Origin of the sequence: Campylobacter concisus (assembly GCF_002914005.1) — a bacterium.
GTDB classification, from domain to species: Bacteria; Campylobacterota; Campylobacteria; order Campylobacterales; family Campylobacteraceae; genus Campylobacter_A; species Campylobacter_A concisus_N.
The window spans coordinates 20,678-37,379 of the sequence record NZ_POZU01000071.1; the positions used below are offsets into that span (position 1 = coordinate 20,678).

The 16,702-nt window shown below is 35.7% G+C and carries 17 protein-coding genes; 12 read left to right on the plus strand and 5 right to left on the minus strand.

Annotated elements, in window-relative coordinates:
* The first annotated feature begins 55 nt into the window (after window positions 1-55).
* The 12 genes from CYP54_RS08410 to CYP54_RS08465 all read left to right on the plus strand — a co-directional run bounded on the left by CYP54_RS08410 (window position 56) and on the right by CYP54_RS08465 (window position 10,342).
* On the plus strand, window positions 56-1,777 hold the full coding sequence (locus CYP54_RS08410) for a M3 family oligoendopeptidase (protein ID WP_103604910.1): 1,722 nt from the start codon (window positions 56-58) through the stop codon (window positions 1,775-1,777).
* A gap of 1 nt (window position 1,778) precedes the next feature.
* Window positions 1,779-2,228, plus strand: coding sequence for a hypothetical protein (locus tag CYP54_RS08415; RefSeq protein WP_103604911.1), 450 nt, complete (start codon window positions 1,779-1,781; stop codon window positions 2,226-2,228).
* Between the two features lie 51 nt (window positions 2,229-2,279).
* Window positions 2,280-4,349, plus strand: coding sequence for an ATP-dependent helicase (locus CYP54_RS08420; protein ID WP_103604921.1), 2,070 nt, complete (start codon window positions 2,280-2,282; stop codon window positions 4,347-4,349).
* Complete coding sequence (truB, locus tag CYP54_RS08425; protein WP_103604912.1) at window positions 4,346-5,167, plus strand: tRNA pseudouridine(55) synthase TruB; 822 nt, start codon at window positions 4,346-4,348, stop codon at window positions 5,165-5,167. Before CYP54_RS08420 ends, truB begins: the two co-directional genes overlap by 4 nt.
* Window positions 5,161-5,391, plus strand: coding sequence for a carbon storage regulator CsrA (gene csrA, locus CYP54_RS08430; protein WP_021090864.1), 231 nt, complete (start codon window positions 5,161-5,163; stop codon window positions 5,389-5,391). Before truB ends, csrA begins: the two co-directional genes overlap by 7 nt.
* Entirely contained in the window at window positions 5,388-6,131 is a 744-nt protein-coding gene (locus CYP54_RS08435) for a 4-(cytidine 5'-diphospho)-2-C-methyl-D-erythritol kinase (protein WP_103604913.1), read from the plus strand. Before csrA ends, CYP54_RS08435 begins: the two co-directional genes overlap by 4 nt.
* 14 nt (window positions 6,132-6,145) lie before the next feature.
* Entirely contained in the window at window positions 6,146-6,598 is a 453-nt protein-coding gene (gene smpB, locus CYP54_RS08440) for an SsrA-binding protein SmpB (RefSeq protein WP_103593362.1), read from the plus strand.
* Between the two features lie 8 nt (window positions 6,599-6,606).
* On the plus strand, window positions 6,607-7,194 hold the full coding sequence (locus tag CYP54_RS08445) for a thioredoxin domain-containing protein (protein WP_103604914.1): 588 nt from the start codon (window positions 6,607-6,609) through the stop codon (window positions 7,192-7,194).
* A 71-nt stretch (window positions 7,195-7,265) separates the two neighbouring features.
* Window positions 7,266-7,700 (plus strand): flagellar basal body rod protein FlgB, encoded by a 435-nt coding sequence (gene flgB / locus CYP54_RS08450; RefSeq protein ID WP_054196421.1) that lies wholly within the window; start codon window positions 7,266-7,268, stop codon window positions 7,698-7,700.
* An 8-nt stretch (window positions 7,701-7,708) separates the two neighbouring features.
* Window positions 7,709-8,209, plus strand: coding sequence for a flagellar basal body rod protein FlgC (flgC, locus tag CYP54_RS08455; protein ID WP_054196420.1), 501 nt, complete (start codon window positions 7,709-7,711; stop codon window positions 8,207-8,209).
* Window positions 8,209-8,502 (plus strand): flagellar hook-basal body complex protein FliE, encoded by a 294-nt coding sequence (gene fliE, locus CYP54_RS08460; RefSeq protein ID WP_103604915.1) that lies wholly within the window; start codon window positions 8,209-8,211, stop codon window positions 8,500-8,502. Before flgC ends, fliE begins: the two co-directional genes overlap by 1 nt.
* A 7-nt stretch (window positions 8,503-8,509) precedes the next feature.
* On the plus strand, window positions 8,510-10,342 hold the full coding sequence (locus tag CYP54_RS08465) for a peptidoglycan D,D-transpeptidase FtsI family protein (RefSeq protein WP_103604916.1): 1,833 nt from the start codon (window positions 8,510-8,512) through the stop codon (window positions 10,340-10,342).
* A 112-nt stretch (window positions 10,343-10,454) separates the two neighbouring features.
* Here the strand turns inward: CYP54_RS08465 and CYP54_RS08470 are convergent, their stop codons facing one another.
* The 5 genes from CYP54_RS08470 to CYP54_RS08490 form a co-directional block, all read right to left on the minus strand.
* The gene (locus tag CYP54_RS08470) at window positions 10,455-10,955 is read right to left on the minus strand and encodes a hypothetical protein (RefSeq protein ID WP_258033723.1); all 501 of its coding nucleotides are present in this window, start codon (window positions 10,953-10,955) and stop codon (window positions 10,455-10,457) included.
* A 52-nt stretch (window positions 10,956-11,007) separates the two neighbouring features.
* Window positions 11,008-11,382 carry a fatty-acid--CoA ligase gene (locus CYP54_RS08475; protein WP_258033724.1) on the minus strand — a complete coding sequence of 125 codons (375 nt, stop codon included), beginning with the start codon at window positions 11,380-11,382 and terminating at the stop codon, window positions 11,008-11,010.
* A 57-nt stretch (window positions 11,383-11,439) separates the two neighbouring features.
* The gene (locus CYP54_RS08480) at window positions 11,440-14,535 is read right to left on the minus strand and encodes a cytochrome c biogenesis protein CcsA (RefSeq protein ID WP_103604918.1); all 3,096 of its coding nucleotides are present in this window, start codon (window positions 14,533-14,535) and stop codon (window positions 11,440-11,442) included.
* 45 nt (window positions 14,536-14,580) lie between these two features.
* Window positions 14,581-15,138: a c-type cytochrome gene (locus tag CYP54_RS08485; protein ID WP_087578611.1), complete on the minus strand. Its 558-nt coding sequence runs from the start codon at window positions 15,136-15,138 to the stop codon at window positions 14,581-14,583.
* A gap of 92 nt (window positions 15,139-15,230) precedes the next feature.
* Entirely contained in the window at window positions 15,231-16,505 is a 1,275-nt protein-coding gene (locus CYP54_RS08490) for a major outer membrane protein (RefSeq protein ID WP_103604919.1), read from the minus strand.
* Window positions 16,506-16,702: the final 197 nt, after the last annotated feature.

Below are 16,702 nucleotides of genomic sequence, written 5' to 3' on the forward strand. Positions count from 1 at the left end.
AATTTTACTTTTATCCATTTTTTTGTAAAATGTCCCAAAAATTTAAAGGATAAATATGCAAATTTGGGATCTAAAAGCACTTTTTACAAATGAAAAAGAGTGCGAACAAAACGCACTAAATTTACAAAAAGAGTGCGAGAATTTTAAAGATAAATACCTTGAAATTTATGAAAATTTAAAAACAGACGAGTTTTTAAAGGCATTTGGCGAATATGAAAATTTAATCGCTAAAATTTCAAAAGTAATGACTTACGCTTTTTTAAATTTTGCCAAAGATACAAGCAAGGGTGCATTTTATGCAAAGATCGATGAGATAGCGACAAAAGCAAATGAGAATTTGATATTTTTTGAGATCAAATTTAATGAGTTTAGTCCTAAAAAGCAAGAAGAGATTATAAAAAGCTCTAAAAAATATGGCTACTATCTAAGCAATCTCGCTAAAACAAAACCACACCAACTAAGCGTTGCCGAAGAAAGAGTTTTGCTTCGGACTGCAAGCACAGGGGCTGAGGGGTTTTCGAGGCTTTTTGATGAGAGTATGAGCAAGATGAGGTTTAAATTTAAAGGCGAGCTTTTAAATGAAGAGGAAATTTTAGCCAAGCTTCATGACAACGATCAAAGCGTTCGAAAACTAGCCGCTAAAAGCCTCTCAAACGAGCTTAGCAAGCACCAGCACCTTCTTGGCTACATATACAATATGATAAAAACTGATCTAAAAACCAGCTGCGAGCTTAGAAATTTCAAGCTTCCTGAAGAGCCAAGACACCTTGAAAATCAAATCACTAAAAAAAGCGTTGATTCGCTCATTGCCGTAACTGAGAAAAATTTTGACCTAGTTGCTAAATTTTATGAGCGAAAAAGAGAAATTTTAGGCCTTAAAAAGCTTTATGACTACGATAGATACGCGCCTCTTAGCAGCGAGGGCGAGTATAAATTTGATGAGTGCAAAAAGATAGTTTTAAAGGCGTTTGGGGCGTTTTCATCTAAATTTGGCGAGATAGCAAAAAGTGCCTTTAGTGACGGCTGGATCGACGTTTTTCCAGCACCAAACAAGCGAGGTGGCGCGTTTTCTCACTCAGGATCAAGCGACACGCATCCTTATGTTTTGCTAAATCACACCAACCAACGAAGAGACCTTTTCACGCTAGCTCACGAGCTTGGCCATGCCGTGCATCAAAAGCTATCATATAATGTAAGCTACCTAAACTCAGACACTCCGCTAACCACGGCTGAGACGGCTTCAGTCTTTTGTGAGATGTTAGTTTTTGATCACATAAAAGACGGTCTTAGCAAAAAAGAGAAAATTTCACTGCTAGCTGGCAAGATCGAGGATATATTTGCCACGCTTTATCGCCAGATAAATTTCACCACATTTGAGCGAGCTGTGCACGCACATGAGGGCGAGATCAGCCTAGATGAGCTAAATAAAATTTGGCTAAAAGAGAGCAAAAAGATGTTTGGCAAAAGTGTCACACTAAATGATTACTACAAAATTTGGTGGAGCTACATCCCACACTTCATCCACACACCATTTTACTGCTATGCCTACTCTTATGCACAGCTTCTAGTGCTTGCACTTTTTGGGCTTTACAAAAGTGGCAAATGCGAAAATTTTGTAGAAATTTACACCGAGTTTTTAAGTCTTGGCGGCAGCCTTAGTCCAAAGGAGCTTGTAGGTAAATTTGGCTTTGATATCGATGATAAAAATTTCTGGCAGATCGGCATAAATGAGGTCAAAAAGCTAGTAGATGAGTTTTTAGAAATTTCAAAGGATTAAGATGTTAGACGAAATTTTAGATGATGAGAAATTTTCGCTTTTGATGAAGATGCACGTCTATGAGTGCATTGATTTTTTGCTTGAAAAAGGGGTAAATTTCTCAGTTATGGCAAATTTACCGCTAGTTAGCTTTGAGCCAAGCTTACCAGATGAGATAAGTAGAAGCTTTAGCATGCCTGTCATTATGTTTTCACTTGGTGGCTATACGCTTGAGAGTGCAAAGTTAACGCAAGATGAGCTTAGTTTTGAGGCTGGCTTTGGTAGTGAAAATTTTGCCTCAGTGGTCTCCTTTCCGCTCGGTGCAGTGGTTCAAATTTTGGTTGAAAATAGCCCGATCCTTGTAAATTTCTCTATCTACAAGCCAAAAGAGAAGCAAGTCGATCACGCTAAAAAATCAGCCTCAGTCTTTTTGCAAAACCCAAAAAATAAAGATATATTTAAGAAAAAATAGTAATTTTAAGCATTTTTGGCTAAAATCAAAAGAAAATTTAAAAAGCAAAAAATGGAAAAATTACTATCAAATTTAAACGAATCTCAGCGTGAAGCAGCTACTCATATAGATGGTCCGATGCTCATACTTGCAGGAGCTGGCAGCGGCAAGACAAAGACCATCACAACTAGGCTTGCCTACCTCATCGGCGAGGTCGGTATAGATGCGGCAAATACACTAACTCTTACTTTTACAAACAAAGCCGCCAACGAGATGCGTAGTAGAGCCATGGTGATGCTAAGCCAAAGCGGCAAAAACTATTCGCCGCTACTTTGCACTTTTCATAAATTCGGGCTTTTGTTTTTAAAGCTTTACATTGAAAAGCTTGGCAGAAAAAATAACTTCGTCATAATCGACACAGACGATAAAAAACGCATCATCAAAAGCTTTGAAAGTCCAGTCGCCACGGCGATTTTATCAAGTGAAATTTCAAACTACAAAAACTCACTTTTAAGCGTCGAAGAGATCTACAAAAACGCAAATTTCTCGTCTTTCGATAAAAGCAAGGATAACTTTTACAAACAAGCTGCTCAAATTTATGAAAAATATGAGGACTATTTAAAGGCAAACAACCTTGTTGATTTTGACGATCTGCTCGGGCTTACATATAAAATTTTAGACGAAAACGAAGAGCTTGCTAGAGAAATTTCAAACCGATACAAATACATAATGGTCGATGAGTATCAAGACACAAACGACCTTCAGTATAAACTGCTAAAAAAGCTCTGTCTATGTCACGAAAACATCTGCGTCGTAGGCGATGATGATCAAAGTATCTACGGCTGGCGCGGCGCAAAGATCGATAATATCTTAAATTTTAAAGATCAGTTTAAAGACGTAAAGATCATTAGACTTGAGAAAAACTACCGCTCAAGCGAGGCGATACTAAAGGCTGCAAACGAGCTGATAGATCATAACCGTAACCGCCTTGGCAAGAAGCTTGTGGGCACAAAAGGCGAAGGCGAAGCAGTAAATTTGATAGAGAGTTTTGATGAGAGCGTCGAGGCTGGCAAGATCGCAAAAAACATAAAAGAGCTTTTAAGCAAAGGCGTGCAAGCAAAAGATATCGCGATCTTATACCGCATAAATGCGCTCTCTCGCTCGCTTGAAGATGGGCTAAACAAAGAGCAGATCGCTTATAAAATGGTCGGTGGCGTAAAATTTTACGAAAGAGCCGAGATCAAAGATATCATAAGCTACCTAAGGCTTATAAATAATCCAAACGATGATTTTTCAATAAGGCGCATCATCAATCGCCCAAAACGAGGACTGGGCAAAGTGAGTCTTGATAAGCTTGAAAAAATGGCATTTGAATGTAAAATTTCCATTTACGAGGCAATCTCGAACATCTCTGATAACGACGAAGCCTTTAGCAAAAAAGTAAAATCAGCTCTTGTTGAGTTTGCAAACAACCTAAAAGAGCTTCAAGAAAGCAGCTCGGTTTTTGACCTAATAGATAAATTTGAAGCTAAATTTGGTGTGAAAAAATACTACGAGAGCTTGCCAGATGGTGCTGAAAGAGCGGCAAATATCGATGAGTTTTACGCTGTTTTAAAAGATCAGATCAAGCAAAATCCAAGCTTTGATCTAGAGGAATTTCTAAACGAGATCACGCTAACAAGCGAGCAAGACGGCATTAGCGATGAGGCTATAAGTATTATGAGCGTGCATGCGAGCAAGGGACTTGAGTTTGAGCACCTTTTTGTGATCGGCCTTGAAGAGGGATTTTTTCCGCTAATTGGCGATGGAAGCGATATCGAAGAGGAGCGCAGACTTGCTTATGTGGCGATAACAAGAGCCAAAAAAACACTTAGTCTAAGCTTTGCAAATTCGCGCTTTTACAAAGGTCAGCGCACGAGGCTAAATAAAAGCAGATTTTTAAGTGAGAGCGGTATCACGCATGGCTCGCTAGTCATTGAACAGAGTAATGAATTTAAAAAAGGCGACTTGGTTAAGCATAAAATTTTTGGTATTGGCAGGGTGAGCGCGGTTAGCAAGATCAAAAAAGAGTTTAAACTGACTATAAATTTTGGTGGCAATGTAAGAGAAATAATGTCAAGCTTCGTGGAAAAGGCCGTATGAACGCCATCTTCGTGGCAAATAAGCCAGCTGGCATGAGTTCAAACCACTTTTTAGGGCGACTAAAGAGAAAATACGGCGTTAAAAAAGCTGGATTTTCAGGCACGCTTGATCCATTTGCTAGCGGCTGTCTCATCGTTGCCTTTGGTTCATATACGAAATTTTTTAGATTTTTAGATAAAAGTCCAAAAGTCTATGAAGCTACGATCTGGCTAGGGGCAAGTAGTCCTAGCATGGATAATGAAAATATCACTGAAATTTCAAATGTAAAAGAGCTAAATTTAGAAAAACTTGAAGCCATTAGAGGCGAGCTAACTGGCAAGATAAGCTACATCCCACCAAAATTTAGCGCCAAGCATGTAAATGGCACAAGAGCCTATAAGCTAGCTAGAAGTGGCGAAGAATTTGAGCTAAAGACAGAAACGATGGAAATTTTTGATAGCCAAATTTTAAACTATTCGCACCCATTTTTAACTATTCGTCTAAGCGTAAGCGAAGGAAGTTATATCCGTTCGTATGCAGAAATTTTTGGAAAAAAGCTTGGTTATAATGTAACTTTAAGCTCATTAAAAAGGATAAGTGAAGGTAAATTTTGCTACGAAAATGAAAAATTTTTGAATATTTGTGATTTTTTAAATATTCAGGGAAATACATACTTTGGGGATATAAACGATATTCTTGATGGTAAGAAATTAAAAATTAACGATTTTGAAACACAAAAGCAAGGAATTTATTTGCTAAATTATGATAAATTTATGAGCGTAATCCAAATCACGGATGATACTATAAATTACACTCTAAATAAGGTTGAAAAATGTTAATCCTAGCAAGAAAAGAAAATGAAGAAATTTTAATAGGAAATGACATAAAAGTTGTCATAGTAAATATTTCAAAAAATACCGTTAAACTCGGTATCGAAGCGCCACGAAATACAATGATACTAAGAAGCGAATTAGCAAATGATATCAAAAATGAAAATATCCATGCCACAAAAACTGCAAGTGAAGCCGATATCCACGAGCTAGCTAAAAAAATTGAGAAATGAAAAGCTTTGCAAAGATAAATATATTTTTAAAGATAGTTGGTACTAGAGGCAACTACCACGAAATTTTATCGCGTTTTATCCTCTGTAAGCAGCTTTTTGACGAAATCTATTTTAAAAAGTCAAATTCATTTGCCATAGAATGCAATAACCACGATATAAAAGATAACATCATCCAAAAAGCGATAGACGAGCTAAAAAAAGCTGGCTTTTCAAATGAGCTCGACGAGTTTTTTAGCTCTCACAAAATCATCATCAACAAAAATATCCCAATTGGTGCGGGCCTTGGTGGAGGTAGTTCAAATGCCGCCACCTTTTTGCTAATGGTAAATGACGAACTAAATTTAAATATAAAACGCAAGAATTTGATGCAAATAGCGTCTAAAATTGGCGCAGATGTAGCTTTTTTCGTAAGTGGCTACAAGGCAGCAAATGTAAGCGGTATAGGTGAGATCATAGAAAAATTTGATGACGAAGTGCCGGATTTAAATATTTTCACGCCAAATGTTTTTTGCTCCACACCGATGGTTTATCAAGAATTTAGAAGCAATTTCTTACAATACATAGACGTTAATGCTGCAAAAAAGATGCAAAATTTAAAGAGCAAAGAGCTAGTTGAAATTTATAAAAACGAGGAACTAAACGATCTTTTTGCCCCATGCTTTAAGCTCTATCCACAGATGAATGAGTTTAAAGATAAATTTCTAAGTGGCAGCGGCAGTAGCGTATTTAGCATAAAATAAAAGGTAAAATTTTGATAAAAGATCTAGCAAAAAACAAAAAAGCTTTGCATGACTTTAGCATACTTGAAACCTTTGAGGCTGGCATCGTTTTAAAAGGCAGCGAGGTCAAGGCTCTAAGGGCTGGTAGAGCAAATTTAAAAGATAGCTTTGTGCGTGTCATAAAGGGTGAGCTTTTCTTACTAAACGCTCATATCAGCTATCTTGAGACTACACACAGCGCATTTCGTCCAAATGAACGAGCAGCCAGAAAACTTTTGATGCATAGAAAGCAGATCGATAAAATTTTCGGTCAAGTCTCACAAGATGGGCTTGCTCTAGTTGTTTTAGCACTTTATCTAAGCGATAAAAACATCGTAAAAGCAAGACTAGCCCTTGCAAAAGGTAAAAATTTACACGATAAACGCGAGACTCTAAAAAGACGCGAGGCAGACAAAGAGGCAAGAGCTGCCATAAAAAGATATATTTAAGGGATAAGATGAAGAATTTGCTTGTTTTAATAATCGCTTTATTTACTCTTTTTGGTTGTGGTGAAGATGAGAGCAGTAGTGTAAATTTTAAAGAATTTAGTCCAAATGAAGAGGTTAAGCTTGTAGATGTAAGCGGCAAGGAGCTTACTTTAGTTCGAAAAAATCATGGCTTTGCTATCAAAAATGATGAAAATAAAGTTTTAATGATCGATATTTTTGGTACATTTTGCCCGCCTTGTCAAAAAGAGGCAGCTGAGCTTACAAAATATCAGCTTGAAAATAAAGATAAATTTACACTAATTGGACTAACTCATTTTGAAAATGTCACAAATGAGTATGTTTTGCACGAATTTATGCAAAAATTTAACGCCTACTATTTCATAACAAACGATCAAAAGATAAATGATAGACTTGCCGAGCAGATCGTAAGAGACATCGAATACAAACACGAGATCGCACTACCTTTTAAAGTAGTGATAAAAAATGGCGAATATCAAATTTTAACAGACGTAGATAGCGGACAATACGGGGTAAAATACTATCTTGGTGGTATAAAAGTCACAAAAATGAAAGAAGATCTGGCAAAAATTTATTAGACAAAATAAATTTGCCCTATATTTGGAACATCGTTTGCTTATAAAAATGTGAAATTTCATAAGGATTTTAAATGTTTGTTTTAGATAAATCAAAATCTAGCCCTCTTGTTGAATCAGCTCTTGCAGGCAGAGAACTACGCCAAAAACTAATCTCTGGCAATCTTGCAAACGTTGATACACCATTTTATAAAGCTAGAGATATAAGATTTGAAGATGTTTTAAAAGAAAAAGCAAATGAAATTTATAACACTTCAAGCCAAAAAAAACTACAGCTTGCTAAGACAAACGAAGCACATATGGCTGCGGTTGATTTTCCAAAAAGCGACACAGCTCAAATTTTCTTGCGTGATGGTCATATGGCTAGAAACGACGCAAATACAGTCGATCTTGACGTAGAAACAACAGAAATGGGTAAAAACACAGTTATGATAAACGCCCTTGATAACGCCTATAAGGCTCAAAGTAATATCTTTAAAAGCGTAATAGACGCAAGTGCTAAGAACTAGGAGAGATGATGTCATACTTAAATGATTTTGATATTAGTGGATATGGACTAAGTGCGCAACGCTTCAGGATGAACGTCATTAGCTCAAACATAGCAAACGCTCAAACCACAAGAACAGCTGAAGGTGGCCCTTATAGAAGGCAAGAGGTTATCTTTAAAGAGATGAATTTTGATAAAATTTTAAACGATCAGCTTAAAAGCTCACAAAGTCTACTCGAGTATGAAAATCCGCTTGACGACCCAAGCTCACCAAGAAACGCTCACCCTGCCCTAACTAGCGTGATCGTGGATAAAGTGGTGCGTGACGATAAGGACTTTCAGCTAAAATATGATCCAAGCCATCCAGACGCAAATGCAAATGGCTACGTCGCATTTCCAAATATAAATCCAGTCATCGAGATGTCTGACCTACTTGAAGCAACAAGGGCATATCAAGCAAATGTGGCAGCCTTTCAAAACGCAAAAACAATAGCACAAAGTGCAATATCACTTATTTCAGGACAAGCATAATGATAAATAGTATAAATTTAGACAAAATACATAAAAATGAAAATTCAAATAAAATAGCAAAAGCAGGCGAAGAAGGCGGCTTTGAAAATGCTCTAAACGACTCTTTAAAAGAGCTAAACAAGGTTCAAATAAACGCTGATAAAGCCATAGCTGATCTTGCAACTGGCGAGGTAAAAGATCTTCACCAAGCTGCTATTGCGATAGGTAAAGCAGAGACCAGCATGAAGCTTATGCTAGAAATTCGTAACAAAGCACTAAGCGCTTATAAAGAAATTTCTAGAACACAAATTTAAGTCATTAATGAATTCCAGAAAATCAAAAATAACCATACTTTTTTTATTAATTACTTTTGGAATTTCAATATTTGTGCTTGTCATATTTTATAGAGCAAGTATCGAGCGCAAGCTTCCTAGACTTCAAACAAGCGATATAAACACAGCAATTCGTGGTAATATAATCACAAAAGATGGCTTTAGCATCTCTTCAAGTCAAAAACTCTACAAAGTAATGCTTGACACTAGAAATATTGATCCTAATAAAAAAGAGATGTTTATCAAACTATATTCGCTTTACAGCGGCGACGATCCAAACAAAGTAAGAAAGATTATAAATGACACAAAAGGTATCGTTACACTCTCATATAGTATTGATGCAAAGGGTGCTACATACCTTCAAGAGCTCTCAAGAAAGCTGAATCGCAAGAGCATTTTGGTTTCATACCTTGATCCAAAAACAGGACTTGCTTCATTTCAGGGCATGAGAGTAATGGAGAGCGGCCAAAATCGTAAATTTATGTCAAAAGATGCCCTCACACCAGCTATTGGCTACGTGAGCAAAACTGAAAGTGACGCGCTTACAAAAAGCAAAGGCGTAAAAGGTCTTGAGAGATATTATGAAGATTATTTAGCTCCTATACAAAATGCAAAAATTCTAGGGCCTCGCGATATTGGAAATAATATCATTTTAACAAGCGACTCAAATTTAGCAACAAGAGTAGATGGCTACAATGCGGTGCTTTCTATACCATTAAAATTTCAAACAAAACTAGAGCAAATTTTAGATGAAAAGCGTGAATTTCTAGATGCAAAAGAGCTAGTCATCTGTATAATGAATAGCAAAAATGGAGAAATTTTAACTCTAGCCTCTAGCTCAAGATATGATCCTTCAAATATAAGAAAGCAAGATTATAGCGCTCTAAATTCGACCGTTAGTGAATATGCTTATGAAGTTGGCTCAGTTTTTAAGCCATTTATATTTTCCATCTTACTTCAGGAGAAGAAAGTAAATCCATTTGAGCTTGTAAATACCTATAATGGCCGATATCAACTTGGTAAAAGGATAATTAAAGATACCCATCCAGAGCCTTTTATGAGTGCTGAAGATATAATCGTACATAGCTCAAACATCGGTATGATTCAACTTGTTGAACGTTTAAATGGTCCACAAATTTATCAAGGCCTTTTAAATTTTGGCTTTTCAAGAAAGACTGGCATAGATCTACCTTACGAGCAAGTAGGTATGATGCCAACAGTTACAAAGCTAAACTCATCGACATATAAGGCGACTGTGAGCTATGGATACGGCTTGCAAGCTACATTTATGCAGCTTTTAAAAGCCTATAATACATTTAATAATAAAGGCATTGAAGTTACTCCTCACATGGTTGCATACTTAGAGAGAAATGGAAAAAGATACGATTTGCCAAAGTCCGAGCCAGCTCAAGTTATATCACAAGAGACCGCAAAGATAATGAAGAGAATTTTAATAAAAACGGTTGAGAAAGGTACTGGACTAAAAGCCTTTACGCCAGGACTTGAGATAGGTGGCAAGACTGGAACTGCACACATTGCTTCAGGTAGTGGTGGATATAGCAACACCTACAATGGCTCATTTTTTGGCTTTGTGAACGACACAAGAGGCAATAGCTACACAATAGGCGTTTTAGCAAGGGATCCTAAAAGACCTTACTACTACTTCGGTGCTCAAAGTGCCTTGCCTATGTTTAAAAAAGCAGTTGATCTGATGGTTGAGGATGGATATTTATTTCCTGATGCAAATATAATAGCTGAGTTTGAAGCCAAAAAAGATAAGCTTAAAAACGATAAGACAAAACAAAAGCCTGCTTTGGACTAAAATTTTAAAGATAAGAAAGATATAAAAACTAAGCAAAAGCTAAATATAAAAATTTCTCTTGCTTTTTGGCATTTTCTCTAATTGCAAAACCTTTAATGCTCTTAAAATACTTTTAGTTTCTAATAGCAATTAAATTATAAATAGAAAATCTAAACTGATCAAAAAGATTTAAGCCCTTAATATTTTTAGAGGTTATCCCTTCGTCATCTTTGTAATTTTTTCCACCTAAAAAGAGTAGATAAACAAGCTGGGTAACATAATTAAATCTTAAAAAAAGCGCTACGATACAATGAAAAAAGCCGTAGTTATATCTGATACAAACATAAAAACCATAAATTATATAAGCTATCATTAGAATCAAAAAAGCATAGAAAACAAAGCTTAAACCAGTATAATCTGAAATATTTAAAAAGTTACAAACTAAAATAAAAGCACTTACCAAAGTAGGTAATATAATGATTGGAAAAATTAGATGAAGTCCGATTAGATCAAATTTACTCGCATAAACCTTTATATTATATCTACCTGCAGGAATTATCAAAAATATAGGCAATACGATTAAAAAGAAAATAAGAAATATCACGTACATAGAATCAATATCATAAGAACTCATTTTATACCAAACTTAATTTTAAGATATTTTAACTACACTTTTTTGAATAAATTTATCTACGATTTTTGCGATTTTCTATGCCAATTTTTTCACTCTCTTCTATTTCGACAATGTAGCTTGGGTTTTTCTTTTTAGCTTCTTTGTCCAAAAAACTAATGAGCTTCGCATCAGAATTTTTATGAGAGCAGATTAAAATTATGAAATTTATATAGTTATTTGCTTCTTTTGGCATGATTTGGTTATTTTTGGCTGGTATACTAAAATTTCCTACAAAGATTTGAATAAGTTCGAAAAGCTCGTTTTTACTTAAACTATTATCACCCGCAAGCTTTTCAAGCTTTTCGATCGTTATCTCTTCTTTTTCTAATGCAAGTTCCTTTGTTTCGGTGCTATAATCCCTATTTCTTAAAAGTATATAGATTAACACACAAATTGCAATTAATAGCAATACAATAAAGAAAACTATTAGACCTTTTATTAGCATCTAAAGCCTTGAGCAAAGTGATCGCTTTGTAAATGCTAAAACACTCATAAGCACCATTATCACGATACTAATCCAGACAAAATCAGGCACTGGCAATGGATCGCCAGCTGCATACGAGTGCATGCCAGCTAAATAAAAATTTACACCAAAATAAGTCATAATAATCGACCAATAAGCAAAAAATGAAGCCACTGCAAACGCATACTGGTTGTTTAGTTTTGGGATAAATCTTATATGAAGAACTGCGGCATAAACAAGTATCGAAACTAGCGCCCAAGTCTCCTTGCTGTCCCAGCCCCAATATCTGCCCCAACTCTCGTTCGCCCAAACACCGCCTAGGAAATTTCCAAGAGTAAGCAAGCTAAGTCCTAGTATCATAGCCATCTCATTTATACGGGTAGCTTCGAGGATATTGCGAGAAATTTCTGGATTTGGCTTTTTCTTATTTTGTAAAATGATAAGCAATAGTGTAAAGCCACCAAGTAACGCGCAAAGCCCTAAAAATCCATAACTTGCAGTAATGACAGAAACATGTATTGTTAGCCAGTAGCTTTGAAGCACTGGTACAAGTGTAGTGATCTGTGGATCCATCCAGCTAAGGTGCGCAACAAACAATGTAACACCAGCCAATATTGACGTAAGAGCAAGAGCGATAGGGCTACGTTTTGCAAAGACGATACCAGAAAGTCCTAGAGCCCAAGCGATATAGACCATCGATTCATAAGCATTACTCCAAGGCGCATGTTCAGCAATATACCAACGAAGTCCAAGTCCAACAGTGTGGGCAAGAAAAGCTAGTAAATTTATAATGTACACAACTCTTACAATGCCATTTATCTGAACCTTTGGAGCTAGCATCTTGACAAAAACAAAAAATAAAAGCGCTAGGCCAGCCAAAAGATAAATCGGCGTCAATCGCTCAAAAATTTGAATTTTATTAAACAAAATTTCTATATTTATCTTTTCTTCACTTGGCATTACAGCAGAACCATACTTTTGCTGATAGACTGAAATTTTATCAAGTGCGGCATCAGCCTTGCTCCAATCATTATCTTTTGTTGCTGCATCAACTGCTGCAAAATACTCTCTCATCATATTAATGACTAGATCGGCCTCCTTAGGCGGAAAGTACATCATTGCACTAGCAGGCGAATACCAAGAGTTTGATGGGTCATCTTGTTTTGGAAAAATTTTAAAAATTTCACCAATAAATATCATATAAAAAACATTCAATCTCTCGTCGATCTTTATCACATCTTTATCAAATGTATTGCGTGATCCAGGATGCTTACGATTAGCAATTTCAGCAAATTTTGTGAGTTTATATTCACTTCCGCCATCTTTTGTGGCTCTAAAAAAATCATTAAAACTTGCATACTTTGCATTTTCATCTATGCCAAGCTCTTTTTTTAGCTCCCTACTTTGCCCAAGTGAGATAATTTTTTCACTTCGCCAAAAATCAGGCGTTACCATTATTGAAAGCATAGCTTGATTCGAGTTTAGGCTATTTATGTTCTCGCTTCTATGTATTTTATTTAAAATTTCTTTGCTAAGAGTGTCAAATGGCTTCATTCTACCATCTGAGCTTTGCACAATAAGTCTAGAAAGCTTTTGTGTGTGCTCTTTGCTGATATTAGGCAAAAAGTCTTCAGCCTTTAATGAGCTAAAATTTAAACTTAAAAGCATAATGGCAATAATAGCAACAACCTTTTTACCACCTTTTGTTGATTCATTATCTATTAACTTAGCTAGTTTTCTAAAGCGGCTACCAGGATTTACAACATTTAACACAAAGCCAAGTCCAAGTAAAAAGTAGCCAATGTAAGTTGGTATCTTGCCTGGATCTTTATTGACAGAGAGAATCGTTCCTTTTTCATCTGTATCGTATGAACTTTGGAAAAATCTATAACCATCATAGTCAAGCACATGATTCATATAAATTTTATAGTCAAGCCCCGATATGTTTGTATCGTCTTTTACAATAACTTCACTTGAATAACTCATAGGCGAATTTGAGCCGGGATATCTTTTAAGCTCAAAGTCTTTTAAGTATAAGCTAAACGGGAGTTTAACTTGCTGCGCACCCCATGAAGCGTTAAATTTTTGTCCAGCCACAGCCAAGCGTGAAGGCTCTGTTAGGTTATAAAAAATATGCATCTCTTTACTCTCGCCTTTATAATTTAATTCAGCTATCAAGGCGTTAAATTCGCTATCTTTTGTGCTAACTAGCTTCCTTGAGGCATGAGCTGAAACTAATCTTGGAGCAAAATTTATATTTGAAATAGTATAAAGACTACCCATGCCAAATTCATTTACGCTACCAGCTTTTAACTCAGTTTTTGAACTATCACCCATTGTAAATTTTGAAAGATCAGTATTTGAAGTAACTGTGAAATTTCCGTCCACTAATTTAAAAAGTACATATTTTTTGCTCTCGTCTGGCTTAGCATTAAAGATAAAACTAATATCTGCAACCCTTGCTTCCTCTTCTTCTAACAAGAAAATTTCTTCACTTTCACTCTCGTTTGAAACCACAAATTCCACTACTGGTTGCCCATTTTTATCATCCACAAACTTATAACTTGCATTTGGCACAAATTCTTTAAATTTTAAATTAGCTTCATTATCTGCTATTTTTAGCTTTAGATCAAAACCTTTTTTTGCATCAGAAATTCCTAGTGGCAAAGCAGCGTTTATCTCTTCTCCATTATCGTTTAATGCGGTTAAATTTAAATAGGATATTTTTGTCGTAACGATATTTGACTGAGTTTTCTCTCTTATATGCATATCAGCCTCAAAGCCAAGATATCTTGTTATTCCAGCACCGATTAAGATAACTATAAAACCAAGATGAAAGATAAGCGAAGGAAGTTTTTTGGGATCGATTAAGTTATATCTAAAGATATTATAGGTCAAATTTATGCCAAGAAGTAGTTGAATGAGCACAAACCAGCTGGCACCATAAACATAGTACCATGCAGCTTCTGTGCTAGTTTTACTTTCTATTATCGTAGCGGCTCCGCTAGCTATGGCAAAGATTATCATCAAAACGATAGCTGAACCCATACTTAAAAATAATGATTTTGGATTTAACATCTGCTTCCTTTTATTTATATTATGACAAAGCTATCAAAGTGAAACTTATCTTAAATAACTACCTTGCTTTGTTTGAGTAGAGACCGGTTTATTTTCATTTGTGTCTTGTTCAGCAAAAGCATCTTTGCCTTTTAGATAGGCAAGAATCGCACCAAGATCATTATTTGAAAGAATTTTAGCTTGGTTTTGCATTACATTTTTGCCGCTTCCACCAAAACTTGAGTCACTTCTATAAGAGATGATGCTATCTTCAATATCCTTAGCATCCATATTTTTTAGAGGCGTTGAACCAAATGGTCTTTTATCAGCATTTTCACCATGGCAGCTAGCACATTGCTTTTCATAAAGCTCCTTACCCAAAGAAACACTATATCTGCCCTTCCTATCAACGCCTAATTTTAAAATTCTATTATCTTTATAGCGTCTTGGATCTTCATCAACATAGACATTTACTTTTTCATTTCTATCATTAGCCTGCTTTTTTGCCATTTCAGCAAGTTCTTTACCAAACTCACCACGAGCTTCTATATAGTAGACTTGTGAAGCTGCAAAGGCATTTGCCACCAAAAAACACGCCAAAAAAGAAATTTTAATACTTTTCATAATTTTCCTTGAAATTTTGCTCTAAATTTAAAAATCCCGGATCAGATCGCTCCGACCCGGGATTATATCATAAGTTGATTAATGAGCTACGATTAGAATGAGTATTTAGCTTCAAATCTGAATTGATCTTCTTTCTTTTTGTCTTGATCAGTAAATTTAGAAGTTCTAAACGCATAGTATGAGCTAAATTCTAGCTTTTTGCTATATTGATAAGCAAATCTTGGAGTGATCTCTTCAACTTTTTCTTTGCCATTTTTACCAGCAGCTGCAGCATGTTTAATATGACCTTTTATATAATCTGCACCAACTGTAAATTTATCAAATGTATATCCAGCTGTAGCATATACTAAGTTAGCTTTACCATCAGCCCATGTTGGATCAAGTGTAAGCTCACCCACATCTATTAGGCTACCTTTATCTTCAAAAACAAATGATGTTACACCTTTATCTTGAACTTTCCAACCCATATAGCCTAATCTAGCATCAAGACCAAATAGTGAAGCTGTAAGTTCTCCAGCATAAAAGTTACCATCATTGTAGTTTGCAACACCATTAGATGCAGCTATTCTTTCAGATAGGTGTGATTTTGCGCTTACGTCTACTGTGCTATTAACATAGTTGATTCTACCACCTAAGCTAACATCATCATTTATAGCAAAGTTTGCAGTTACATCAGCTGCAAGTAGATCAGCTAGATTTGTTAGGCTAGCATACCATAGTTGGAAATTGATAGGATCATATGAACCAGCGATGCCAGCTGCATATAGATTACCTGCATCATAATCATTTAAATAATTTGTAATTTCATACAACTTGCCATCACTTTCAACACTATCACCCTCAATTGCGTCAAAAGCCAAAGCAGTAAGTGTTAGTCCTTCGATGTCTTCATTTACTACTCTTACACCAGTACCGATAGCGTCATCTGTAAAGAATGAGCCGATCTCTTGTTTGCCAGCTGTTATAGTAGTGTTTCCAGCTTTATAGCCAAGATAGAACTGATGAACTCTAAATGGCTCAGTTGTATTAGTTTTATCTGTGCCAAATCCTTTACTACCTTGATCGTTCTGAGTATTGTCACCAGAATTATCAGTAGCGTTATATCTTAAACCAATAACGCCAAAGAAGTTATCATCAATGGCAGCTTTAAAATTTGTCACCATTTTAAAGTTATGGCCAGCTAATGAGCCAGACTTTTCTTTCGTATTAGAATACTCACCAGTTCTTTTATTGTTTGTATATCTATATCTTGCAAATCCTGAAAGATCTACATTTTTTATAGCTTCTTCAAGTGGAGTAGCACTTGCTACGCTTGAAAATGCACCTAAAGCAACCAAAGCGGCTAAACTAATTTTTGTTAGTTTCATTTTTTCTCCTTTTAAGGTTTTGTGACAACGATTATAATCAATAAAATTTAATATGAAGCTTAAAATTTTTAATTTCAGTTACCGATCGTTTACCTGTTTTGACAAAAAAGAGGTATATTTTGATGATTTAACCTTAAAAACAATCTCTAAAAAATGGAGTAAAAGAAAAAGGGGCTGTTGCTTTGCCCCTTAAAAGG